The 22,617-nt window shown below is 68.6% G+C and carries 21 protein-coding genes; 8 read left to right on the top strand and 13 right to left on the bottom strand.

All coding sequences use genetic code 11. From position 1 onward, the window contains the following. Positions 1–181 precede the first annotated feature (181 nt). Entirely contained in the window at positions 182–1,420 is a 1,239-nt protein-coding gene (gene dksA, locus NQ204_RS18200; protein ID WP_256644578.1) for an RNA polymerase-binding protein DksA, read from the bottom strand. A 271-nt stretch (positions 1,421–1,691) separates the two neighbouring features. Here dksA and yidD point away from each other — a divergent pair, with 271 nt between their 5' ends. Genes yidD through NQ204_RS18185 form a run of 3 tightly spaced genes read left to right on the top strand, consistent with a single transcriptional unit; the run spans position 1,692 to position 4,142 of the window. Beyond that, on the top strand, positions 1,692–1,946 hold the full coding sequence (gene yidD / locus NQ204_RS18195) for a membrane protein insertion efficiency factor YidD (protein WP_256644577.1): 255 nt from the start codon (positions 1,692–1,694) through the stop codon (positions 1,944–1,946). 1 nt (position 1,947) lies between these two features. Beyond that, complete coding sequence (locus tag NQ204_RS18190) at positions 1,948–3,294, top strand: dihydroorotase (RefSeq protein WP_116863868.1); 1,347 nt, start codon at positions 1,948–1,950, stop codon at positions 3,292–3,294. Further along, on the top strand, positions 3,294–4,142 hold the full coding sequence (locus NQ204_RS18185) for a M23 family metallopeptidase (protein ID WP_165835709.1): 849 nt from the start codon (positions 3,294–3,296) through the stop codon (positions 4,140–4,142). The genes NQ204_RS18190 and NQ204_RS18185 overlap by 1 nt, the downstream gene beginning before the upstream one ends. A gap of 45 nt (positions 4,143–4,187) precedes the next feature. Here the strand turns inward: NQ204_RS18185 and NQ204_RS18180 are convergent, their stop codons facing one another. The 5 genes from NQ204_RS18180 to efp all read right to left on the bottom strand — a co-directional run bounded on the left by NQ204_RS18180 (position 4,188) and on the right by efp (position 8,453). Next, positions 4,188–4,895, bottom strand: a complete 708-nt coding sequence (locus NQ204_RS18180) for a phytoene/squalene synthase family protein (RefSeq protein WP_488192379.1) — start codon at positions 4,893–4,895, stop codon at positions 4,188–4,190. 8 nt (positions 4,896–4,903) lie between these two features. After that, complete coding sequence (locus NQ204_RS18175) at positions 4,904–5,599, bottom strand: phosphoglycolate phosphatase (protein ID WP_116863871.1); 696 nt, start codon at positions 5,597–5,599, stop codon at positions 4,904–4,906. Continuing rightward, the gene (gene ubiG, locus NQ204_RS18170) at positions 5,596–6,312 is read right to left on the bottom strand and encodes a bifunctional 2-polyprenyl-6-hydroxyphenol methylase/3-demethylubiquinol 3-O-methyltransferase UbiG (protein WP_200752919.1); all 717 of its coding nucleotides are present in this window, start codon (positions 6,310–6,312) and stop codon (positions 5,596–5,598) included. Before ubiG ends, NQ204_RS18175 begins: the two co-directional genes overlap by 4 nt. 25 nt (positions 6,313–6,337) lie before the next feature. Continuing rightward, entirely contained in the window at positions 6,338–7,681 is a 1,344-nt protein-coding gene (locus NQ204_RS18165) for a TRZ/ATZ family hydrolase (RefSeq protein ID WP_256644576.1), read from the bottom strand. Positions 7,682–7,886: 205 nt separating this feature from the next. After that, positions 7,887–8,453: an elongation factor P gene (gene efp / locus NQ204_RS18160; protein WP_116863874.1), complete on the bottom strand. Its 567-nt coding sequence runs from the start codon at positions 8,451–8,453 to the stop codon at positions 7,887–7,889. A gap of 120 nt (positions 8,454–8,573) precedes the next feature. Between efp and epmB the strand changes: the two genes are divergently transcribed. After that, a complete protein-coding gene (gene epmB / locus NQ204_RS18155) occupies positions 8,574–9,590 on the top strand; it encodes an EF-P beta-lysylation protein EpmB (RefSeq protein ID WP_256644575.1) in 1,017 nt (338 codons plus the stop codon). 61 nt (positions 9,591–9,651) lie between these two features. Here epmB and NQ204_RS18150 read toward each other — a convergent pair whose 3' ends face one another. After that, positions 9,652–11,778 (bottom strand): putative bifunctional diguanylate cyclase/phosphodiesterase, encoded by a 2,127-nt coding sequence (locus NQ204_RS18150; RefSeq protein WP_116863876.1) that lies wholly within the window; start codon positions 11,776–11,778, stop codon positions 9,652–9,654. A gap of 289 nt (positions 11,779–12,067) precedes the next feature. Continuing rightward, on the bottom strand, positions 12,068–12,835 hold the full coding sequence (locus NQ204_RS18145) for an RNA methyltransferase (RefSeq protein WP_256644574.1): 768 nt from the start codon (positions 12,833–12,835) through the stop codon (positions 12,068–12,070). Positions 12,836–12,956: 121 nt separating this feature from the next. Here NQ204_RS18145 and NQ204_RS18140 point away from each other — a divergent pair, with 121 nt between their 5' ends. Further along, the gene (locus NQ204_RS18140) at positions 12,957–13,784 is read left to right on the top strand and encodes an inositol monophosphatase family protein (protein WP_079222538.1); all 828 of its coding nucleotides are present in this window, start codon (positions 12,957–12,959) and stop codon (positions 13,782–13,784) included. A 343-nt stretch (positions 13,785–14,127) separates the two neighbouring features. Here the strand turns inward: NQ204_RS18140 and htpX are convergent, their stop codons facing one another. Beyond that, positions 14,128–14,994 carry a protease HtpX gene (gene htpX / locus NQ204_RS18135; protein WP_116863878.1) on the bottom strand — a complete coding sequence of 289 codons (867 nt, stop codon included), beginning with the start codon at positions 14,992–14,994 and terminating at the stop codon, positions 14,128–14,130. Between the two features lie 93 nt (positions 14,995–15,087). Here htpX and gluQRS point away from each other — a divergent pair, with 93 nt between their 5' ends. The 3 genes from gluQRS (at position 15,088) to phaR (ending at position 17,496) form a co-directional block, all read left to right on the top strand. After that, positions 15,088–16,023 carry a tRNA glutamyl-Q(34) synthetase GluQRS gene (gene gluQRS, locus NQ204_RS18130; protein WP_256644573.1) on the top strand — a complete coding sequence of 312 codons (936 nt, stop codon included), beginning with the start codon at positions 15,088–15,090 and terminating at the stop codon, positions 16,021–16,023. Between the two features lie 17 nt (positions 16,024–16,040). Beyond that, positions 16,041–16,781 carry a beta-ketoacyl-ACP reductase gene (gene phbB / locus NQ204_RS18125; RefSeq protein WP_108769391.1) on the top strand — a complete coding sequence of 247 codons (741 nt, stop codon included), beginning with the start codon at positions 16,041–16,043 and terminating at the stop codon, positions 16,779–16,781. A 181-nt stretch (positions 16,782–16,962) separates the two neighbouring features. Next, on the top strand, positions 16,963–17,496 hold the full coding sequence (phaR, locus tag NQ204_RS18120; protein ID WP_116863880.1) for a polyhydroxyalkanoate synthesis repressor PhaR: 534 nt from the start codon (positions 16,963–16,965) through the stop codon (positions 17,494–17,496). Positions 17,497–17,589: 93 nt separating this feature from the next. Here the strand turns inward: phaR and NQ204_RS18115 are convergent, their stop codons facing one another. From NQ204_RS18115 to NQ204_RS18100, 4 genes are all read right to left on the bottom strand, one after another. Beyond that, positions 17,590–18,534 carry a TraB/GumN family protein gene (locus NQ204_RS18115; protein WP_116863881.1) on the bottom strand — a complete coding sequence of 315 codons (945 nt, stop codon included), beginning with the start codon at positions 18,532–18,534 and terminating at the stop codon, positions 17,590–17,592. Positions 18,535–18,536: 2 nt separating this feature from the next. Next, entirely contained in the window at positions 18,537–19,466 is a 930-nt protein-coding gene (locus NQ204_RS18110; protein WP_116863882.1) for a DUF1684 domain-containing protein, read from the bottom strand. Positions 19,467–19,492: 26 nt separating this feature from the next. After that, a complete protein-coding gene (gene mutL, locus NQ204_RS18105) occupies positions 19,493–21,394 on the bottom strand; it encodes a DNA mismatch repair endonuclease MutL (protein WP_256644572.1) in 1,902 nt (633 codons plus the stop codon). A 121-nt stretch (positions 21,395–21,515) separates the two neighbouring features. Further along, positions 21,516–22,617: N-acetylmuramoyl-L-alanine amidase (locus NQ204_RS18100; RefSeq protein WP_488192378.1), on the bottom strand; the 1,102-nt coding region annotated here is incomplete at its 5' end.

Genomic DNA, 22,617 nt, shown 5'->3' with positions numbered 1-22,617 from the left:
CCCCCCCCCCCCCCCCCCCCCCCCCCCCCCCCCCCCCCCCCCCCCCCCCCCCCCCCCCCCCCCCCCGACTCTACAAAAGAACGGCCAGCCGAGCGTGGGCTCGGCTCTACAAGAGCACGATCACCCAACAAAAAACCCGGCCGAGGCCGGGTTCTTCGCATGACCAGACAACGCTCTGGTGTCAGTCGCCCTGCTGCTTCTGCAGGTGCTCCCAACGCTCCTGGGCGTCGATGGTGCGCTCGGCGGTCAGGCGCGCTTCGAGGCGCTCCAGGCCGATTTCCTCACCAGTGTCCACGCAGTAACCGTAGTCGCCGGCTTCCAGGCGCTTCAGGGTGCTGTCGATCTTGCCGATCAGCTTGCGGTAACGGTCGCGGGTACGCAGTTCCAGCGAGTTCTCCGTCTCGCGGGTCGCGCGCTCGGCTTCGTCGCCGATGTCACGCACTTCCTCGCGCAGGTTCTCGATGGTCTGCTTGGATTCTTCCACCAGGTCGGCGCGCCAGTTCTGCAGGCGCTGGCGGAAGTATTCCTGCTGCAGCGGGCTCATGTACTCCTCTTCCGAGCCGGGCTTGTAGCCGGTCGGCAGGATCGGGCGGCCGGTGGCCTCGTCGGTCTTGTATTCGACGACTTTGTACTTGCTGCGCGGGGCCGGCGCCGCCGAACGGGCGGTCACAGCCACGGCGACCTTGCCCACTGGGCGCGACACGGTCTTCGGAGCGGGATCAGGTTTCACGGCGGTTTTCACGGCGGTCTTGGCAGGCGATTTCGAAACGGGCACGGGATTCTTGGATTGCGGGGCGGTCGATGCTGCAGGGGTGGCGGTCGGGGCCGGCTTGGGGGCCGGTTTGGCTGCTGCCACTGCCGCGGTCTTGGCCGGGACAGACTTGGCCGGAGCTGCCTTGGCGGCGGGCTTCGGTGCGGTTTTCACTACCGGGGCCGGGGCCGGCTTGGCAGCCGGCTTGGCGACATTCTTGGTGGCTTTCTTTACAGCGGCAGGCGTGGCGGGTTTGGCCGCTGCAGGCTTCTTTGCCGCCGGCTTGGCGACCGGCTTGGCCGCGGCCTTCTTGGCCACCGGCTTCGGCGCGGGCTTGGCGGCCGCTTTCTTCGGTGCCGGCTTGGCGACGACCTTCTTGGCCGGTGCCGCCTTGCTGGCTGCCTTCTTCGCCACCGGCGCCTTCCTGCTGGCTGCCGCGGGCTTGGCCTTGGCCGGCGCAGCGGGCTTCTTCGCCGCTGGCTTGCTGGCCTTGGCCGGCGATTTCGTTGCGGTGGCCTTCCTGGCCGCCGGTTGCGAGGATGCTGCCTTGGTGGCCGCCTTGCTGGCCGGCTTCTTGGCAACGGGCTTGGCCGCCAACTTCTTCACAACAGGCTTGGCGGTTTTCTTGGCGGCCTCGACGGCCTTCTTTGCAGTTTTTTTAGCAGCCACGAAACGCTCTTCCTTGGATTCCCCGGGGCCCGGGAAAGCGGGCCTTTATAGCCTACCCGACCCGCAGCAGCAACCTCGGGGGCCCGCTCCATTCAGTCCTGGAGCCAGCGGCCCAAAGTGTCGGTCCGACGAACATGGACCGCCCTGCGCGGTACGGAACCTGGCCGGCACCCCACGGTGCCGGTACCGGTCGCAGGCCATGGGCGACATGCGACCAACGGCCCATCCTGCACAAATGCGGCCTTCATGCCAACTGGCATAAGATGACTGGGTGATCTCGCGCCTGCTCATTGCCCTGCTGCGCTTCTACAAGCGCTTCATCAGCCCCCTGCTGGGGCCGCGCTGCCGTTTCGTGCCGAGCTGTTCTGAATACGCCATGGACGCCATCTCGATGCACGGTCCGCTGCGTGGCAGCTGGCTGGCCGCGCGCCGCCTCGGCCGCTGCCATCCGTTCCATCCCGGCGGCTTCGACCCGGTGCCCGAATCCCCCGACGCCCCCTCTTGCCGTTGCACAGGAAAACACTGACATGTCCTCCACCCTCATCACCAACGCGCGCATGGTCAACGAAGGCCGCACCTTCGACGGCGACCTGCGCATCGAGAATGGCCGCATCGCGCAGATTGGCAGTGGCCTGGCCCCGCGCGATGGCGAGCAGGTGGTGGACGCGGCCGGACGCTGGCTGCTGCCCGGCATGATCGATGACCAGGTGCACTTCCGCGAACCGGGCCTGACCCACAAGGGCGACATCGCCAGCGAATCGGCGGCCGCGGTGGCCGGTGGCCTGACCAGCTTCATGGACATGCCCAACACCAACCCGCCGACCCTGGATTCGACCATCCTGGAAGCCAAGTACGAGCTGGCACGCGGCCGCGCCTGGGCCAACTACGGCTTCTACCACGGCGCCAGCAACGACAACCTGGAAGCGATCCGCGCGCTGGACCCGAAGAAGGCGCCGGGCGTGAAGGTGTTCATGGGCGCCTCCACCGGCAACATGCTGGTGGACGACCCGGAGACGCTGGACGCGATCTTCCGCGAATGCCCGACCCCGATCATCACGCACTGCGAAGACACGCCGATGATCGATGCCAACCTCAAGGCCTTCCAGGAGAAGTACGGCGACGCGTTGACCGCGGACATGCACCCGGACATCCGTTCGCGCGAGGCCTGCATCAAGTCGACCCGCCTGGCGATGTCGCTGGCGCGCAAGCACGGCACCCGCCTGCACGTGCTGCACATCTCCACCGCCGACGAGCTGGCGCTGTTCGAGAAGGGCCCGCTGATCCGCGCCGACGGCAGCCGCAAGCAGATCACCGCTGAAACCTGCGTGCACTTCCTGCACTTCGCGCGCCCGGATTACGCGACCAAGGGCAACCTGATCAAGTGCAACCCGGCCATCAAGGAAGTCTCCGACCGCGAAGCGATCACCGCTGCGCTGGCCGATGACGTGCTGGACGTGCTGGCCACCGACCATGCCCCGCACACCTGGGAAGAGAAGCAGAAGCCCTACGCACAGGCGCCGTCCGGCCTGCCGCTGGTGCAGTACGCGCTGGTGGCAGCGCTGGAGCGCGTGCACGAAGGCAAGCTGACCCGCGAGCAGGTGGTGCAGAAGTTCGCCCACGCCCCGGCGCAGCTGTTCGACGTGGAAGAGCGCGGCTTCCTGCGCGAAGGCTATTTCGCCGACCTGGTGCTGGTGGAAGACGTGCCGTTCACCGTCAAGCGCGAGGACGTGCTGTCCAAGTGCGGCTGGTCGCCGTTCGAAGGCACCACCTTCCGCTCGCGCGTGGCCTCGACCTGGGTCAACGGCCAGCTGGTGTGGGACGGCAGCAAGCTGGTGGGCGAACCCGCCGGCCAGCGCATGACCTACGACCGCTGATGCGTCCGGCACTGATGATCGGGGCGCTGCTGCTGGCCGCTCCCCTGTTCACCGCACCGGCAGCACAGGCGCAGGATGGCATCGGCAGCCTGATCGACAGCCGCGTGGTGTTCCCGGCCAGCGCGTCGCAGGGCGCCCTGGTGATCGGCAAGGTACCCGCCGGCAGCCGCGTGCAGTACGCCGGCCGCCAGCTGCGGGTGAGCAGCTACGGCAGCGTGGTGTTCGGCATAGGCCGTGATGAAAAGGGCCCGCTGCAGGTACAGGTGCAGCGACCCGATGGTGGCAGCGAAACCGCCACCATCAACGTGACCCCGCGCGACTGGCCGACCGAGCGCGTCAACGGCGTGCCGCCGAAGACGGTCAACCCACCACCGGCGATTGCGGAGCGGATCAAGCGCGAACAGGCGCAGGTGACCGCCGCGCGCGCCCGCGATGACGACCGCACCGACTTCACCCAGACCTTCATCTGGCCGGTGCAGGGCCGCATCAGCGGCCGCTTCGGCAATGCGCGCGTGTACAACGGCCAGCCCGGCGCCGGCCATTCCGGCATGGACATCGCCGTGCCCACCGGCACCCCGGTGAAGGCCCCGGCCGCCGGCGTGGTGACCTTCGCCGGCCCGGACCTGTACCTGACCGGCGGCACCCTGCTGATCGACCACGGTTACGGCGTCAGCTCGAACTTCCTGCACCTGTCGCGCATCGACGTGAAGGCCGGCGACCGGGTGACCCAGGGCCAGGTGATCGCCGCCGTCGGCGCCACCGGTCGTGCCACCGGCCCGCACCTGCACTGGGGCATGAACTGGTTCGACACCCGCATCGATCCGTTGCTGGTGCTGGAACGCAAATAACGCGTATGTATCCTCGCCGGGCCAAGCCCGGCGAGCGCAGCGGCATCAACCGCGTGCGGCCCACCACACACGCAGCAGGGTGCGCACCGGGGTCGCTTCGATCGGCTTGCCTGCGGCCTGCGCGGCCACGCGGGCGCGGGCCAGGCTGGACCAGACGCGGCGCGCGCGCGGGCCCGGCACGCGGGTCGCCCAGCCCTTCAACAGGTGCTGCGCCCAACGCTGCGTGGCGTTGCTGGCGTCCTCGTCCAGCAGGCTGCGCGGCACGCCGGCCACGCCCGCATCCTGCAGGCGCTGGGCCAGGGTCTGCAGCTGCACGGCACGGCCAGCGCCCTTGCGCGGCGTGTCGTTGAACAGCACCACTTCCACCGCCGCCACCGCGTCGGCGTAGTTGGCCAGCGCGCGCTCGGCACTGGCCGCATCGAGTGCAACCGTGCGCGCCTCGACCAAGTCCGGCAGGGTTTCGGCCAGCTGCGCCCACGGTGCACGCACCGGCTCCAGCAGGCGGCCCAGCGGATGGCGCGAGCGCTGCCCGGCCCAGCTGCGCAGCTCCTCGCCCCACCACGCCAGCTTGGCGTCGGCCGGCATCGGATCGCCGCTGGTGTTGAGCATGTCGTCGAATTCCTGCAGCAGCGCGAACCACGCCACCGCGAGCTCGCGTTGCGATTCGGCCACGAACGGGGCGGCCACCGACCATTCCGGCCAACGGCTGCGCCACTTGTCGAGGAAACTGTCCAGCGCGGTACTGCTCACTATGTCATTCCTTACGGCTGGGCCGGGGCTGCCGGCCGGGTCGGCCAGAGACTGGCCAGTTGCAGAAGTTCGGCGTTTTCCACCAGTACGTCGGCCTGCCAGGCCAGCGGATCGTCGCTGTGCAGGCGGTAGCCCCACAGCGCCGCCACCGACGGCATGGCCGCCGCGCGTGCGGCGATGATGTCGCGCTCGTCGTCGCCCACGTACACGCAGTCTTCGGCGGCAACGCCAATCGCCTGCGCGGCGTGCAGCAGCGGCAGCGGATGCGGCTTGCGCTCGGCCAGGCTGTCACCACCCACCAGCACCGCACAGCGCTGCTGCCAGCCCTGCTGCGGCAGGATCAGGCGCGCCAGGTATTCCGGCTTGTTGGTGACGATGCCCCACACGGTGCCTGCGGCATCCAGCGCGGCGAGCATGCCAGCCACGCCGTCGAACAGCACCGCGTGCTGGCCGATCAGCGCTTCATAGCGCTGCAGGAACTCGGGAATCAGCGCATCGCGGTCGGCCGCGTCCAGATCCGGGAAGGCGGCGGTCAACATCGCACGCGAGCCCTTGGACACCACCGGGCGCAGCAGCGCAGGATCGATCGGCGCACGGCCGCGCCCGGCCAGCATCGCATCGCAGGTGGCGACGAAATCCGGCGCACTGTCCAGCAGGGTGCCGTCCAGGTCGAACAGCACCGCCCGCGGGAAGCCGGCCGTGGTCATGCAGGCTTGACCGCGTAGGCCAGGTAGTTGATATCGGTGCGGCTGCTCAGGCGGGCGTGGTTGCGCCACGGCTCGTAGGCCATGCCGCTCACGTCCACCAGCTGCACGTCCGCCTCGCGCAGCCAGCGCGCCAGCTCGGCCGGCTTGATGAATTCCTGGTAGTGGTGGGTGCCCTTGGGCAGCAGCCGTGCCACGTACTCGGCGCCGACGATCGCCACCGCGAAGGCGGCCGCGGTGCGGTTGATGGTCGACAGGAACAGGTGGCCACCGGGCTTCAGCAGGCGCTTGCAGGCCTCGATGATCGCGCCCGGGTCGGGCACGTGCTCGAGCATTTCCATGCAGGTGACCACGTCGAAGCTGCCCGGCTGTTCGGCCGCCAGATCCTCGGCGGCCTGCACCCGGTAGTCGACCTTGGCGCCGCTTTCCAGCGCATGCAGGCGCGCGACCTTGACCAGTTCAGGGGCGAGGTCAATCGCGGTGACATCGGCACCGGCCTGGGCCAGCGCTTCGCTCAGCAGGCCGCCACCGCAGCCGATGTCGAGCACGCGCGCACCGCGCAGCGTCACGCGGTCGGCCACGTACTGCAGGCGCACCGGGTTCAGGGCGTGCAGCGGCTTCTGCGGGCCGTCGGCATCCCACCAGCGGTTGGCCAGTGCGGCGAACTTGTCCAGCTCGGCCTGATCGAAATTGGAGGAAGCGTGGGGGGCAGTCATGGGGAAGTCCTTGCAGCGCCTGGAATCAGGCGCGGATATGACGGATGCGCTCGCGCCACTGGCGCGCGTTGGCGATGATGCCCGGCAGGTCCATGCCGACCAGCTCGCGCTGCACCAGCTTCGGCTTGCCGGCAATCCAGACGTCGCTGACCTGCTGGCGGCCGGTGGCGTACACCAGCTGCGACAGCACGTTGTGCAGCGGCTGGGTTTCCAGCGCGGACAGGTCGACGCAGACCAGGTCGGCCTGCTTGCCGACCTCGATCGAACCGATGCGCTCGCCAAAGCCCAGCGCGCGGGCGCCGCCCAGGGTCGAGGCACGCAGCGTGGTGGCCGCGTCCAGCGCGGTCGCATCCTCGGCCACGGCCTTGGCCAGGATCGCCGCGGTGCGGTTCTCGCTGAACATGTCCAGGTCGTTGTTGCTGGCGCAGCCATCGGTACCGATGGCGAGGTTGACGCCGGCGCGCTGCAGGGCGCAGGCCGGGCAGAAACCGGAGGCCAGCTTCAGGTTCGATTCCGGGCAATGCACCACGCTGACGCCACGCTCGGCGCACAGGTGGATTTCCGCATCGGTCAGCTGGGTCATGTGCACCGCGATCAGGCGGTCGTTGACCAGGCCGAGGCGATCCAGCCGCGCCAACGGGCGCTGGCCGTGCAGCTTGATCGAATCGTTGATTTCCTGCGCGGTCTCGTGGGTGTGCAGGTGCACCTGCATGTCGAGCTGGTCGGAGAGCATCCGCACGCGCTCGAAATTGGCATCGTTGACCGTGTACGGCGCATGCGGCGCGAACGCGATGCCGATCAGTGGATCGGTGCGCCACTGGTCATGCAGTTCACCGGCCTTGGCGAAGTACTCGTCGTCGGTCTTGGCCCAGGCGGTGGGGAAATCGATGATGACCGCGCCGACCAGCGCGCGGAAACCGTGCTTCTTGTAGACCGCAGCCTGCACGTCGCCGAAGAAGTAGTTCTCGTTGGCGCAGGTGGTACCGCCGCGCAGCATCTCGGCGATGGCCAGGGTGGTGCCGTCGGCCACGAATTCCGGGCCGATCACCGCCGCTTCCACCGGCCAGATGTGCTGCTGCAGCCAGGTCATCAGCGGCAGGTCGTCGGCGACGCCGCGCAGCAGGGTCATCGGGTTGTGCGTGTGCGCGTTGACCAGGCCGGGCATCAGCGCCGCGTCGGGGCGGCTGACCACCTGGGTCGCGCGGAAGCGCGCGCGGGCCTCGGCACGCGGCAGGATGGCGACGATTTCGCTGCCACGCACGGCGACGGCATGGTCTTCCAGCACCACCGCATGCGGCTCGATCGGAACGACATAACCGGCTTCGATGAGCAGGTCGCAGGCTTCAGGGAGGTGCGGGCTATCGCTCATGCGGGCTCACTTGGCTGTGGGGGCGGCGAGATACTTCTGGGGGACGCGGCCCTGAGTCAGGGGCTGCCGCGAGGCGGCGGGGTCTGGAGACTCGTGAAGCGGGGCCCATGATCTGCCGAAGCAGATCATGGGAGCGCCAGCGCGAATGCGATGGCGCGTACCCGAGCGTGGGCTCGGCTCTTCCAGGTAATCCGGCTGCGCCGGATTACTTGACGCGCGCGGAGTATTCGCCCGAGCGGGTGTCGACCCTGACGATTTCATCCTGGTTGACGAACAGCGGCACGCGGACCACGGCGCCGGTTTCCAGGGTAGCCGGCTTGCCGCCGCCGCCCGAGGTGTCGCCACGGACGCCCGGATCGGTCTCGGTGATCTTCAGCTCGACGAAGTTCGGCGGCTGCACGAAGATCGGCGAACCGTTGAACAGGGTGACGATGCAGGACTCTTCGCCCTTCAGCCACTTCTCGGCGCCGCCCATGCCGGCCTTGTCGGCCTGGACCTGCTCGAAGGTTTCCGGGTCCATGAAGTGCCAGTACTCGCCGTCGCTGTACATGTAATCCATGTTGGTATCGACAACGTCGGCCACTTCCACGTCATCGGTGGCCTTCATGGTCATTTCCACGGTGCGGCCCGAGCGGATGAAGCGATAGCGCACGCGGGTGAAAGCCTGGCCCTTGCCCGGCTTGATGAACTCGGTCTCGGAGATGACGGCCGGTTCATTGTTGACCAGGATCTTCATCCCGTTCTTGACATCGTTCATGCCCGCAGTGGCCATGCTCAAGCTCCTCAAATGGCGAAACCGCCGCGCGTGCGGCGAGCCGGTAGAATGGAAAACCCACCGGACCCCCGGTGGGCAACTGTTTATGCCCCCATGATAACCGCAGGCCCCCTCTCCATGCAGCCTTCCGCCTTCCCCCGGCCCCAGTCGCCAGGCGCGCCCGCGCGCTGGCAGCAGCTCTGGCGCCAGGCACTGCGCGACCCGCACGCCCTGCTGGCGCGGCTGCAACTGGACCCGGCGGCACTGGGCGTCTCGGAGGCGGCCATGGCCCAGTTCGCCCTGCGCGTGCCGGAAGGCTTCGTAACCCGCATGCGCCCCGGCGATGCGGCCGACCCGCTGCTGCGCCAGGTGCTGCCGATCGACGAGGAGATGCGCCCGGCGCCCGGGTTCAGCTTCGACGCGGTCGGCGATGGTGCCGCCAAGAAGGCCACAGGGGTCATCCAGAAGTACCGCGGCCGGGCCCTGCTGGTGGCCACCGGCAGCTGCGCGATCAACTGCCGCTACTGCTTCCGCCGCCACTTCGACTACGGCGCGGAGAATGCCGCCAAGGGTGGCTGGCAGGAGGCCGTGGCGGCCATCGCGGCCGACCCGGACATCGACGAGGTGATCCTGTCCGGCGGCGATCCGCTGTCGCTGGCCACGCACAAGCTGGTCGAGCTGACCGACGCCCTGCGCCAGATTCCGCACATCCGCCGCCTGCGCATCCACACCCGTCTGCCGATCGTGCTGCCCGAGCGCGTGGACGAAGAACTGCTGGCCTGGCTGGGCAGCCTGCCGTGGCCGCTGGCCATCGTGGTGCACGCCAATCATGCCAATGAATTCGATGCCAGCGTGGATGCCGCGATGGCACGCCTGCGCGGCCTCGGCGCGCAGCTGCTGAACCAGGCCGTGCTGCTGCGCGGGGTCAACGACAGCGTGCAGGCACTGCAGGACCTGAGCGAGCGCAGCTTCGCCGCCGGCGTGCTGCCCTACTACCTGCACCAGCTGGACAAGGTCGAGGGCGTGGCCCACTTCGAAGTGGACGACACCCGGGCCAAGGCCCTGATCGCCGGCCTGACCGCCCGCCTGTCCGGCTACCTGATTCCCAAGCTGGTGCGCGAACTGCCCGGCGACCCCAGCAAGCGCCCGGTGTAATCGCACCACCGGGGTCAGATCCCTTTTTCGCAGAAAACGGGATCTGACCCCGGAACAGCCGTTACAGCCCGGAGTCGATCATCCGCACCACTTCGGTGGCAGTTACCGGGTGGCTCAACCAGTAGCCCTGGCCCAGGTCGCAGCCGCGCTGGGCCAGTAGTTCGTACTGCGCTTCCTGCTCGATGCCCTCGGCCACCACGGTAATGCCCAGCGCATGGGCCATGGCGATGATCGCCGTGGTCAGCGCCAGGTCGTCCGGGTCGCGCTGCATGTCGGCCACGAAGCTCTTGTCGATCTTGACGCCGTCCACCGGTACCTGGCGCAGGTGGCTCAGGCCGGAGAAGCCGGTGCCGAAGTCGTCCAGCCAGACCTTCACGCCGGTGCGGTGCAGCTTGTCCAGCAGCTGCGCGGCCAGCATCTCGTCGCCGATCACCGCGGTTTCGGTCAGCTCCAGGTGCAGGCGCGAGGACGGCAGCCCGGATTCGTGCAGGCACTGCGCCACCAGCGCCGGCAGTTCGCCGCCACGCAGCTGGCGCGGTGACACGTTCACCGACACGAACAGCTCGTCGCCGACCGCGCCACGCGGCCACTGCGAGGCTTCCATGCAGGCCGCACGCAGCACCTTCGGGCCGATCACCTCGATCAGGCCGCTCTGCTCGGCTACTTCGATGAACACCGACGGCGGAATCGTGCCCAGGGTCGGGTGCTGCCAGCGCAGCAGCACTTCCACGCCCACCAGGCGGCGGTCGCGCATGCGGAAGATCGGCTGGTAGGCCAGGCGCAGCTCGCCGCGCTCCCAGGCGCCGCGCAGCTCCTGTTCCATGTGCACGCGGCGCTCGACCGCGTGGTCCATCGCCCGGCTGTAGTGGCGGTAGCAGTTCTTGCCGGCCATCTTCGCCTGGTACATGGCGATGTCGCCGTTCTTCAGCAGCGTGGTGGCGTCGGCCGCGTCGTCCGGGTACAGCGTCACGCCGATCGAGGTGCCCAGGAACAGCTCCCTGCCCTGCACCACCAGCGGCTTGCCCAGCTCGCGCACCAGCACTTCGGCCAGCAGGCGGGCGTTGGCGGCCACGTCGCCGTCGCCGACCAGAATCACGAATTCATCGCCACCGAACCGCGCCAGCAGCGCATCATCGCCGCCGGCCTCGGCCACGGCCTGGCCGATGCGCTGGGCGAACTGCAGCAGGGCTTCGTCACCGGCCTCGTGGCCCAGCGTGTCGTTGACCCGCTTGAAGTCATCGATATCGGCAAACAGCAGGCCCAGCCGGTGCTTGGACGCGCGCGCGGCCATCAGCCGGTGGTCCAGCGCCTCGCGGAATGCCAGGCGGTTGGTCAGCCCGGTCAGTGCATCGGTGTAGGCCATGTGCCGCACTTCGCGGTCATGGCGGGCGATCGCATCACGCATGCGGGCAAAGCCGCGCACCAGCTCGCCGACCTCGTCATCGCGGGTGTTCTCCCGCAGCGGCGCCTGGTAATCACCGGCTTCGATGCGACGCGCGGCGGCGGCCAGGTCACGGATCGGCGTCACCAGGGTGCGCTGCACATAGAGGATGACCGTCACCCCGATCACCACCAGCAGGGCCAGCATCAGCAGCAGCCAGCCGAGGTGGCGGCTGCCGACCTGCTGCAGGCGCTCGCCAAGGGTGGCATTGGCGGCCAGCTCGCGTTCCCTGACCTCGTCCAGCGCCATGCCCACGCGGACGCCGCCGATGCGCTGCTTGCCGACCATGATCGGCATGGTGTTGTCGAGCACGCTGGCTGACTGCTGCACCAGCAGGTCCTGCGCGGCGGTCGCCGCCGTGGCCAACGGGTCGGTCATCGGCTTGCCGAAGCCGGGCACGCCGACCGAGCCGTCATGCACCAGCCGGCCCTTGCTGTCGAACACCAGCACATAGCGCACCACCTGCTGCCGCGAGGTCGAGCGCACCAGCGCGCCCACCTGGCCCAGGTCGTTGTAATAGAGCGGGTTGGCCAGCGAATCGGACAGCTCGCGCGCCAACGCTTCGCCGCGGCTGCGCACGCTGCGGTCGAACAATTCATGGATGACGCCACCGCTGAGGCTCTTCACCTCGCTCTGCATCGTCGCCTGGCGGCCCAGCATCACCGCCAGGATCGCCACCACCACCAGCATCGCCCCGCCCATCGCGAGCAGGAAACGGGCCTGCATTCCCGAGCCGAGCCACTTCATGCCACTTCCATCCGTACGTGTCCCGACTGCACTGCCCACTCCCATCCACTGCACCGCGCACGCGCGGCTGCCGGACGCTGCAGCAGCGCCCGGCCCTTCGTTGTTTCTGTGACCTTGTCGATCCGATACCACGCCCGCAGCGCGCTCGCCACGGCCGTGGCCGCGCGGACAGTCCGCCATGGAACCAGGCTCAGCAATCCCCACTGCGTTGCCTTACATGAAGCCGACACAAGCTCATCCCCCAGGGTATCCAGACAGACTACCCGAAAAAATGAGACCGTCGTCAGCCTTACGTGCCGTTTTCCCGGGCCAGCCGCGCCATGCGCTGGGTATCGGCCAGGATGCCGCGCAGCAGGCGCACTTCCTGTTCGGTCGGCTCGCCACGCAGGAACAGGCGGCGCAGCTTGCGCATCGCCGACTCGGGCGCACGGCCCTTGTGGAAATCGATCTCGTCCAGGGTGTCGCCAAGCTGGGCGAAGAAGCTCTCCATCTGCTCGTGGCTGGCCACCGGCTCGCGGACGTCGGCCGGCTCGGCCTCGGCCGCCGGCTGCGCGCCCAGCAGCTGCATGCGCGTTTCATAGGCCAGCACCTGCACGGCGGCGGCCAGGTTGAGCGAGCTGAACGCCGGGTCGGACGGGATATGCACCGCCGCGTGGCACAGCTGCAGCTCTTCGTTGGTCAGGCCGGTGCGCTCGCGGCCGAACACCAGGGCCACCTCGGCGCCCTCGCCGGCCTTGGCCACCGCGCGGGCGGCCGCGTCGGACGGCAGGTATTCCTCCAGCCGGACCCGGCGCGCGCGCGCGGTGCAGCCCAGCACCAGGGTGCAGTCGGCCACGGCCTCGGCCAGGGTGGCCACCACCGGCGCGTCACCCAGCACGTCTTCGGCACCGGCCGAGCGGCGGAAGGCCTCCTCGTCCAGCGGCTTTTCGGGGGCGACCAGGAGCATGCGGGCCAGGCCCATGGTCTTCAGGGCGCGGGCGGCGGCCCCCATGTTGCCGGGGTGCTGGGTACCGACCAGGACGAATCGGAGGCGGGTGGCGGCAGGAAACTGGGACATGAACAGGGAAATTGTCGAGCTGGACGAAGACCAATGGTAAACTGTGCGGCCGGCCACTGCGCCGGACCCGCTCTTTTCCCCCGCCAGCCCTACCTCTTCTGCCTTTCCGGGAGCCCACGCCATGCAGAAACCCGCCGTCACCGTCATGGTCAAGGCCGCCCGCCTCGCCGGCAACGTCCTGTTGCGCAACATCAACAAGCTCGAGGCGCTCAACGTAGTGCAGAAGGGCCGGATGGACTACGCCAGCGAAGTCGATGCCGACGCCGAAAAGGTGATCGTCAAGGAACTCAAGCGCGCCTACCCCGAGTACGGCGTGTTCGGCGAAGAAGGCGGCGTGCAGGGTGGCCACCGCAACATGTGGGTCATCGACCCGCTGGACGGCACCAGCAACTACCTGCGCGGCGTGCCGCACTACTGCGTGTCGATCGCCCTGGTGGAAAACGGCGAGCCGACCGATGCGGTCATCTTCGATCCGCTGCGCAATGAACTGTTCACCGCCAGCCGTGGCGCCGGTGCCGTGCTCAACGACCGCCGCATCCGCGTGGCCGACCGCAAGGACCTGGGCGGCACCATGATCCACACCGGTTTCGCCCCGCGCGAGCGTGCCCGCGCCAGCGCCCAGCTGAAGGCGGTCGACGCCCTGCTGGTGCAGGCCGAGGACATCCGCCGCAGTGGTTCGGCCGCGCTGGACCTGGCCTACGTGGCCTGTGGCCGCGCCGATGCCTACTTCGAAGCAGGCGTGAAGGCCTGGGACATCGCGGCCGGCGTGCTGCTGGTCCGCGAAGCCGGCGGCAAGGTCTGCGACTTCAAGGGCGCGACCCTGGCCCGCATGGACAACCGTGGCCCAGACACCCAGCAGGTCGTGGCCGGCAACCTGAAGGTGGCCGAGTCGCTGCAGAAGGTGCTGGTGAACACCGGCTACGCCGCCGAGTTCGACGCCAAGTTCTAAGCATCCAGTCAGCGCGGTTCACCGAAACGGCATCCGCAAGGGTGCCGTTTCTGTTTGTGCCGCGCGCCGGGCATGGCCCGCCTTTTGTAGAGTCGAGCCATGCTCGACTAGCGCGCGCAGCGCGAAAGACAGCCGAGCGTGGGCTCGGCTCTACAGACCCCGGCACATGACCGTGGATGGGCCGCTGTAGAGTCGAGCCATGCTCGACTTACGCGCGCAGCGCGAAAGGCAGCCGAGCGTGGGCTCGGCTCTACAGACCAACGTGACAACCGCCGCCGCGCTGGAGAAACAAAACGCCCGGCACATGGCCGGGCGTTGGTGTCTCCGGGTTGAAACCCGTCGCTTACGCGGCGGTCGAAGCGCGCAGCGCGGCAATGCGCTCTTCCAGCGGCGGGTGGCTCATGAACAGCTTCTTCGCCGTCGAACCGGCAATGCCGAAGGCCGCGATCTGGGTCGGCAGCGTGCTCTGGCCGTGGTTGAGCTGCAGGCGCTCCAGCGCGGCGATCATCTTCTGGCGACCGGCCAGCGAGGCACCACCGGCGTCGGCACGGAACTCGCGGTGACGCGAGAACCACATCGAGATCATCGTCGCGAACAGGCCGAACACCATCTCCAGTACGAACACGATGATGAAGTAGGCAAAGCCACGGCCGCCGCCTTCGCGGTTGCCCGACAGCGCGCTGTCGATGATGCCGCCGACCACGCGGGCCAGCACGATCACGAAGGTGTTCAGCACGCCCTGCAGCAGCGCCATGGTGATCATGTCACCGTTGGCGACGTGGGCGATTTCGTGGCCCAGCACTGCTTCGGCCTCGTCCTCGCTCATGTTGTGCAGCAGGCCGGTGGACACCGCCACCAGCGCGTTGTTGCGGTTGGCACCGGTGGCGAAGGCGTTGATCTCCGGGCCGTCATACACGGCCACTTCCGGCATGCCGATGCCGGCCGCCTTGGCTTGGCGCTCGACGGTGGCCAGCAGCCAGCGCTCGGTCGGGTTGCGCGGTTCGGTGATGACCACCGCACCGGTGGAACGCTTGGCCATCCACTTGGACAGCAGCAGCGAGATGAAGGAACCACCAAAGCCGAAGATGCCAGCCATGACCAGCAGGCCGCTCATCGAACGGGAGTCCACGCCCAGGATGGACATCACGATGCCGGCGAGAATCAGCACCGCAAGGTTGGTGGCCAGGAAAAGGGCTACGCGGGTAAACATGGGGAATTCCGGCTCGGAAGGGGTCGATATCTGCCAATTTGCGGTGCAGTCAGCTTGAATTCAAGCGCCAACCTGACCGACGATTCAGCCAGCATGACTTCGCCTATTCCCTGCGGCCGCTTCGCGCCCTCGCCCACCGGCCTGCTGCACGCCGGTTCCCTGCTCGCCGCCTTCGGCAGCTGGCTGCTTGCGCGCCATCACGGCGGCCTGTGGCGGCTGCGCATCGAGGATGTCGACCCACCGCGCACGGTCGCCGGCGCGGCGCAGTCACAATTGCAGGCCCTGGCCGCATTCGGCCTGGACCACGACGGCGAGGTGCTCTGGCAGAGCGCGCGCGGCGACGCCTACCAGGCCGCGCTGGACTCACTGCTGGCCAGCGACCGGGCCTTCGTCTGCCACTGCAGCCGCAGCGAAGTGGCCGCCAGCGGCGGCCTCCACCATCGCTGCGTGGCGCGACAGCCGCGACCGGACCCTGCCGTCCGCTTTCGTGTGCCGCCGGGCAGCGTGGTCCGGTTCGAAGATGGACTGCGCGGCCTGCAGACCCAGGACGTGCATGCCGAGGTCGGTGATTTCGTGCTGCGCCGCGCGGATGGCTGCTGGGCCTACCAGCTGGCCGTGGTGGTGGACGATGCGGCGCAGGGCGTGACCGAAGTGGTCCGCGGCGCCGACCTGCTCGATTCCACCGCGCGGCAGATCCTGCTGCAGCAGGCGCTGGGGCTGCCGGTTCCGCGCTACTGGCACCTGCCATTGCTGCTGGATGCGCCGGGCCACAAGCTGTCCAAGTCCCTCGCCGCTCTGCCGGTGGACAGCAGCCGGCCGGTGCCGGTGCTGCGCCAGCTGTGGCAGTTGCTGGGCCAGGCACCCACCGCGCTGGGCGGCACCGACGCATTGCCCGCATTGCTGGCCGCCGCACGCCAGGCCTTCGACCCGACGCGGCTGCCGCGTTCCGACATCCTGATCGGAGCGGGCCCGCCGCCAGCGGGCGCACTTTCCGCGCCGATGTTGCAGAATCCCCTTTCCCCCACCTGAAACCCGGACAGCATTCCATGACTTCTCGCGTCGCACTGGTCACCGGCGGAACCGGCGGCATCGGTACCGCCATCTGCCAACGCCTGGCCGACCAGGGCCACCGGGTCGCCACCAACTACCGCGACGAGGCCAAGGCCCGCGCCTGGCAGCAGGCCATGACCGAACGCGGCTACCACGTGTCGATCTTCCCCGGCGATGTGTCCGACCCGGAAAGCGCCGAAGCGCTGATCCGCGCGGTGGAAGCCGAGCTGGGCCCGGTCGAGATCCTGGTCAACAACGCCGGCATTACCCGCGACACCACCTTCCACCGCATGCGTGCTGACCAGTGGCACGACGTGATCAACACCAACCTCAATTCGGTGTTCAACGTCACCCGCCCGGTCATCGAAGGCATGCGCCGCCGCGGCTGGGGCCGGGTCATCCAGATCAGCTCGATCAACGGCCTGAAGGGCCAGTACGGCCAGGCCAACTACGCCGCCGCCAAGGCCGGCATGCACGGCTTCACCATTTCGCTGGCCCGCGAGAACGCCGGCTTCGGCATCACCGTCAACACCATCTCGCCGGGCTACGTCGCCACCGACATGGTGATGGCGGTGCCGGAGGAAGTGCGCGCCAAGATCATCGCCGACATCCCCACCGGGCGCCTGGGCAAGCCGGAGGAGATCGCCTACGGCGTGTCCTTCCTGGTCGCCGACGAGGCCGCCTGGATCACCGGCAGCAACCTGGACATCAACGGCGGCCACCACATGGGCTGGTAAGGCCGCAGGCAGCGGCAGCGGGCACGCAAAGCTCCCTGCCGTTGGTCATGCTGCGCAGCACGCAAACCCTTGCTGCGCAACATGATCGGGCGTGAAACCCAAGCCCGGCGGGGCCTGCAGCGGTTGCCAAGGCTTGTGCACTGCGCCATGCTGCACATCTACAGTGACGAGTGACCGCTTCATGGCTGCGACCCGCATCATCAAGAAGTATCCGAACCGCCGTCTCTACGACACCGAAATTTCCAGCTACATCACCATAGAGGATGTGCGCCAGCTGATCCTGGATGGTGAAGACTTCGAGGTCCGCGACGCCAAGAGCGGCGACGACCTGACCCGTTCGGTCCTGCTGCAGATCATCGCCGACCAGGAGCAGGACGGCGAACCGATGCTGTCCACCCAGCTGCTGAGCCAGCTGATCCGCTTCTACGGCGATTCGCTGCAGGGCTTCATGGGCAACTACCTGGAGCGCAGCATGCAGGTCTTCCTGGACCAGCAGCAGCAGTTCCGCCAGCAGATGGGCAACCTGCTGGGCCAGACCCCGTGGGCGATGATGAACCAGCTGACCGAGCGCAACCTCGAGCTGTGGCAGGAATTCCAGCGCAACATGGGCACCGGCTTTGGCGGCCCGCGCCCCGGCGGTACGGGCACCGGCACCGGCAACAAGCCGAGCGAGCCGGGCACCAGCAGCGGCACGGGTGGCAAGACCCGGCGCTGAGGCGACTGCACCGCCTGACACGAAAACGGCGCGCCCTCTGGCGCGCCGTTTCTGTTCTGGATGCCTAAGACCAGTGGCTTCGACCGGGTAGCGTCAGCGCTTCAACTTGCAGCCCGTGCAGACGCGCTCGACCTTGTAGCCCTTGGCCTTCAGCTTCTCCACCACGCCATCGCTGCCCAGCAGGTGCAGGCCACCCACCACCACCAGGGTGCCGCCCTGCCCGTCCTGCAGATACGGCAGCAGCTTGGGCACCCACGCATCGTTGCGCGCGGTGTTGATGCGCTGGTAGAGCTGCGGATACTGCTGGCGCATCTCCACGGCCATCTTGTTCCACAGCACGCGGTCATCGCCACGGCGCCAGGCCTCGTGCAGCATCAGCGACTGCTCGTCGCCCTTGTCGGCCTGGTCCAGCGCCTCGGCCATCATCTGCCGCTGCTCCTGCAGGCTCATGCCGTCCAGCAGGTTGATCTGGCTCTGCATGTCCTCCAGCCCGCCGGTCTGCTTGCCCGCTTTCTTCGCCTGCGCCATGAAATGACGGTCCAGGCCGAGGTTCGCATCCAGGCCCATCTTCTGCATCTGCCCGATGGTGATGTTGAGCGCGACGAACCAGCTCTTCATGCCCTGCAGCTGCCCCAGCGGCAGCTTGTTCTGGGTGGCGTAGGCCTGCAGCTTCTGCCAGGTGGCGTCATCCAGGTCGCGCTTCAGTTCACTGCCATCGCGGCGGATCGCGGTCTGCACCATCTGGGTGGCCGCCTGGGTCGATTCCATTTCCTCCGGCGACACTTCGAACAGCACCCGCTTGGACGCGGTGAAGGCCTGCTCGACATCGGCCGACAACGGGTAATCGGTGGGCTTCAGCAGGTGGAACGAACCCAGCAGGTAGACACGCGCATCGCCCGGGCCGGTCACCTTCCACAGCAGCGGCACCGGCGGCTTGGCGGCCGGCGCTTCAGCCGGCGCGCCATGCGCAGAGGCCAGGGGGGCGACCGCGCAGGCCATCAGCAGCACGGCGCCGCGCAACAATGATCTGATCGACATGATCAGCCTTCTCCTTCAGGCAGGTGGTACGCCTTCTCGCCGGCGTCCACGCGCAGGTCCAACCGGTTTTCCGGGGGCGCCAGCGGGCAGGTCGCATACGGGGTGAAGGCACAGGGTGGGTTGTAGGCATGGTTGAAATCGATGCGCACGCTGCCATCGGCGGCCGGTGCATCGATGTCCAGGTAGCGACCGGCCGGATAGCTGCCGTGGCCGCTGGTGCGGTCGGCGAAGACCAGGAACAGGGGCTCGCCGGGCGCACCGATCGCTTCCATGCGCCAGCTGCGGCCGTCGCGCTCGAACTCCACCGCGCCGGCATTCGGCATTTCGGTGGTCAGGCCGGTGATGTCCACGATCGGCAGGGTCTTGCCGGCGGGATGGGCGATGAAATGCGCCTGCACCTGCCAGTCGGGACCGCCGGGCCAGTACTGGATGCCGGCGAAATCGCGGCGCGCATCCGCGTCAGCATGCTTGACCCGCAGCGCATCGCGCGGGCCGCGGCGGATGATGCTCAGCTGGCCCTTGCCGCCATCGAAGGTGAGGACGGTGGGCGCCGGATCCTTGTCGGTGTTCATGCGCACGCGGCCACGCACCGGCTGCCCGTCCAGGCTGACGTCCACCCCGGCTTCGGGGCTGAACCACCACTGGTCGCCCTCGCGCCGCAGCAGGCCCAGCTTGTCCGGGCCCACCGCCAGGCGGATGCCGCTGCTGGCGCCGCTGCCGATGAAGTGCGACTTGTACTGCAGCCAGTGCAGGCCGACCAGCGCGGTCCAGCCATCGGGCCGGGTCAGGTCTTCATAGCGCTGCACGCGCCACTGCTGCTGCCCCGCCGCGAACGCCGGATCTTCCTTCACCACCGGCACCGGCGCCGGTGCCGGGCTGCAGGCGGCCAGCAACACAGCGACCAGCAGGCCGCCCACTCCCCGATGACGCATGGATGCTCCCCTCAACGTTGCGGGCCTCAGCGGCCGCGCAGGAACCAGCGGTCGATTTCCGCCAGCGAAAAACGTGCCCAGGTCGGCCGCCCGTGGTTGCACTGGCCGGAGCGCTCGGTGATTTCCATGTCACGCAGCAGCGCGTTCATTTCCGGCACGGTCAGGCGCCGGTTGGCGCGCACCGCGCCGTGGCAGGCCATGGTCGACAGCAGCTCGTCGCGCGCACTGGCGATGCGCCGGCTCTGGCCATGCTCGCGCAGGTCGGTCAGCACGTCGCGCAGCAGGCCTTCCGGCTCGGCGTTGGCCAGCAGCGCGGGAATGCTGCGCACATGCAGCGCGCCCGGGCCGGCGCGGGTGACTTCGAAACCGAGCGCCGCCAGCGTTTCCGCTTCCGTCTCGGCGGTGTCGGCCTCGCGCTCGCCCACCGCCAGGGTGATCGGCACCAGCAACGGCTGCGACTGCAGGCCGATGCCATCGTGGGCGTTCTTCAGGCGTTCGTAACCGATGCGCTCGTGGGCGGCGTGCATGTCCACCACGATCAGGCCTTCGGCGTTCTCGGCCAGGATGTAGATGCCGTGCAGCTGGGCGATGGCGTAGCCCAGCGGCGGCACGCCGGCATCGGCACTGGTCACCGGCAGGCCGTTCTCGCTCGGCATCGGCGGCAGCGCACCACTGCGTTCGCCTGCACCGGGTGCGGCATACAGCGCGGCATAGGCTGCGGGCGCATCGGCCACCTGCAGGCCGAGCGGCTGCTGCGGGCGCCAGCCGGAGAAGCCACCACCGCCACCGCCCGAACCGGGCGCGGCACCGCGCACCAGGCCGAAGCCCGACGCACCGGCACTGGACGGCATCGGTGCACCGCCCATGTCTGCAGCATGGACCGCACCAGCACCGATCTCCTGCGCGGACACACCGGCGCGGGTATCGGCCAGCGCGTCCTTCAAGGTGCGGTAGACGAAGTCGTGGACCAGGCGCGAATCGCGGAAGCGCACTTCGTGCTTGGCCGGGTGCACGTTGACGTCGACCCGGGTCGGGTCCAGCTCCAGGAACAGCACGTAGGCCGGCTGGCGGCCGTGGTACAGCACATCGCCGTAGGCCATCTTCACCGCGTGGGCGACACTGCGGTCGCGCACCGAGCGGCCGTTGACGTACAGGTACTGCTGGTCGGCGCTGGCCCGTGAATAATGCGGCTGCGCGATCCAGCCATGCAGGCGCAGGCCGGCACCGGTGTGGTCCACGCGCACGGCCTGGTTGGCGAAGTCCTCGCCGAGGGTCTCGGCCAGGCGCACATCGGAATACAGGTCACCGGGCTTGTAGCGGCGCGAGGCCTTGCCGTTGTGCGACACGCGCAGTTCGACATCCGGGCGGGCCAGCGCCAGCGAGCGCAGCCATTCTTCGATGTGGCCCATTTCCGTCCGCTCGGCGCGCAGGAACTTGCGGCGCGCCGGCACGTTGTAGAACAGCTCACGCACCTCTACGGTGGTGCCGGGCGCATGCGCGCGCGGGGTCACTTCGCCGATCTTGCCGCCTTCGATCTGCAGCGCCGAGCCGTGCTCGTCATGCGCGCGGCGCGAGGCCAGGGTGAAACGGCTGACCGAGGCGATGGACGGCAGCGCTTCGCCGCGGAAACCGAGGGTCGCCACCGATTCGAGGTCGTCGAGATCGGCGATCTTGCTGGTGGCATGCCGCGAGACCGCCAGCGGCAGCTGCTCGGGCGCGATGCCACTGCCGTTGTCGCGGATGCGGATGAGCCGCACACCGCCTTCTTCCAGGTCGATGTCGACACGGCTGGCGCCGGCATCGATGGCGTTCTCGACCAGTTCCTTGACCACCGACGCAGGACGTTCGACCACTTCGCCGGCGGCGATCTGGTTGATCAGGATTTCCGGCAACGGCCGGATCGGGCGCGGATGGGGGGCAGACGTCATGCACGGATGATAACGGAGCCGCCGGTTGTAGAGTCGAGCCATGCTCGACTGGCAGGGTGCCGGTAATGCCCGGTCGAGCGCGGCTCGACTCTACAGAAAGCAGAAACCCGCCATCGGCGGGTTACTTGCTGCCGCCGGCCATGGTGGCGGCGGCGTCGATCTCGGCCTGGGCGCGGGCTGCGTACAGCGTGCCCGGCGGTGGCTGCCGGCTGAAGAAGGTATGCACGCCATCGAGCACCGCACCAGCGACCTTGCGCTGGTAGGCCGGGTCGGTCAGGCGGCGTTCTTCGTCCGGGTTGGAGATAAAGGCGGTTTCCACCAGCATCGCCGGCATGTCCGAGGTTCGCAGCACCGCGAAGTTGGCGCGCTCGAGGTTCGGCTTGTGATTGTTGCCGATCCGCTTCAGGCCGCCCAGCACGTGGCCGGCCGCGTCTTCGGACGCCTTCATGTAACCGCTCTGGGCCAGGTCCAGCAGCACGTTGGCCAGGGTGCCCTCGGTCTGCTGCAGGCGCACGCCACCGACCAGATCGGCCGCGTTTTCCTTGTCGGCCAGCCAGCGCGCGCGCTGCGAGGAGGCGCCCTTGGTGGACAGCACGTACACCGACGAACCGGTGGCCGAACGGTTCTCGGCGGCATCGGCGTGGATCGAGATGAAGATGTCGGCCTTGTTCGCGCGCGCCTTCTGCGCACGCATCGGCAGCGGGATGAACACGTCGCTGTCGCGGGTCAGGTAGGCCTTCAGGCCCGGCGTCGCGTTGACCTGGCGGGCCAGTTCGCGCGCCACGGCCAGGGTGACGTCCTTCTCGCGCTTGCCGGTCGGGCCGATGGCGCCCGGATCCTGGCCGCCATGGCCCGGATCGATGGCTACCACCAGGTGGCGCATGCCCGGCTGCATGCGGATACGCGAGGCATCGCTGGGCATGGCCGGTCGCGGCGCTTCGGCGGGTGCCGCGACAGGCGTGGGTGCAGGCGCCGGTGCGGCGGCCACCACGGCACGGGTCGGCTGGCCGGCAAGAATCGCGGCCGGCGAGGACGGCGGCGGCGTGCTGCTGGCACTGATGCCGGCAGCGGCCACCTGGGCCGGGGTGGTGGTCGGGGCCGGCGCCGGCGCAACCCGAGCGGCGGCACTCTGTCTCTTATAAACAAATCCCAGCCCACGAGACGTACCGATTAATCTGGTTTGCCGTCTTCTGCTTGTAAAATCGGGGGGGGGGGGGGGGGGG

Source organism: Stenotrophomonas testudinis (assembly GCF_024499815.1).
In the GTDB taxonomy this organism is placed as follows: Bacteria; Pseudomonadota; Gammaproteobacteria; order Xanthomonadales; family Xanthomonadaceae; genus Stenotrophomonas.
This window is presented reverse-complemented; position numbering and strand designations above follow the sequence as displayed.

What these genes read in the sequence shown, in the direction of transcription:
- NQ204_RS18190 (WP_116863868.1), top strand. Translation starts at nt 1,948, where the DNA reads ATGTCCTCCACCCTCATCACCAACGCGCGCATGGTCAACGAAGGCCGC.
- NQ204_RS18185 (WP_165835709.1), top strand. Translation starts at nt 3,294, where the DNA reads ATGCGTCCGGCACTGATGATCGGGGCGCTGCTGCTGGCCGCTCCCCTG.
- NQ204_RS18175 (WP_116863871.1), bottom strand. Translation starts at nt 5,599, where the DNA reads ATGACCACGGCCGGCTTCCCGCGGGCGGTGCTGTTCGACCTGGACGGC.
- ubiG (WP_200752919.1), bottom strand. Translation starts at nt 6,312, where the DNA reads ATGACTGCCCCCCACGCTTCCTCCAATTTCGATCAGGCCGAGCTGGAC.
- NQ204_RS18165 (WP_256644576.1), bottom strand. Translation starts at nt 7,681, where the DNA reads ATGAGCGATAGCCCGCACCTCCCTGAAGCCTGCGACCTGCTCATCGAA.
- efp (WP_116863874.1), bottom strand. Translation starts at nt 8,453, where the DNA reads ATGGCCACTGCGGGCATGAACGATGTCAAGAACGGGATGAAGATCCTG.
- epmB (WP_256644575.1), top strand. Translation starts at nt 8,574, where the DNA reads ATGCAGCCTTCCGCCTTCCCCCGGCCCCAGTCGCCAGGCGCGCCCGCG.
- NQ204_RS18150 (WP_116863876.1), bottom strand. Translation starts at nt 11,778, where the DNA reads ATGAAGTGGCTCGGCTCGGGAATGCAGGCCCGTTTCCTGCTCGCGATG.
- NQ204_RS18145 (WP_256644574.1), bottom strand. Translation starts at nt 12,835, where the DNA reads ATGTCCCAGTTTCCTGCCGCCACCCGCCTCCGATTCGTCCTGGTCGGT.
- NQ204_RS18140 (WP_079222538.1), top strand. Translation starts at nt 12,957, where the DNA reads ATGCAGAAACCCGCCGTCACCGTCATGGTCAAGGCCGCCCGCCTCGCC.
- htpX (WP_116863878.1), bottom strand. Translation starts at nt 14,994, where the DNA reads ATGTTTACCCGCGTAGCCCTTTTCCTGGCCACCAACCTTGCGGTGCTG.
- gluQRS (WP_256644573.1), top strand. Translation starts at nt 15,088, where the DNA reads ATGACTTCGCCTATTCCCTGCGGCCGCTTCGCGCCCTCGCCCACCGGC.
- phbB (WP_108769391.1), top strand. Translation starts at nt 16,041, where the DNA reads ATGACTTCTCGCGTCGCACTGGTCACCGGCGGAACCGGCGGCATCGGT.
- phaR (WP_116863880.1), top strand. Translation starts at nt 16,963, where the DNA reads ATGGCTGCGACCCGCATCATCAAGAAGTATCCGAACCGCCGTCTCTAC.
- NQ204_RS18115 (WP_116863881.1), bottom strand. Translation starts at nt 18,534, where the DNA reads ATGTCGATCAGATCATTGTTGCGCGGCGCCGTGCTGCTGATGGCCTGC.
- NQ204_RS18110 (WP_116863882.1), bottom strand. Translation starts at nt 19,466, where the DNA reads ATGCGTCATCGGGGAGTGGGCGGCCTGCTGGTCGCTGTGTTGCTGGCC.
- mutL (WP_256644572.1), bottom strand. Translation starts at nt 21,394, where the DNA reads ATGACGTCTGCCCCCCATCCGCGCCCGATCCGGCCGTTGCCGGAAATC.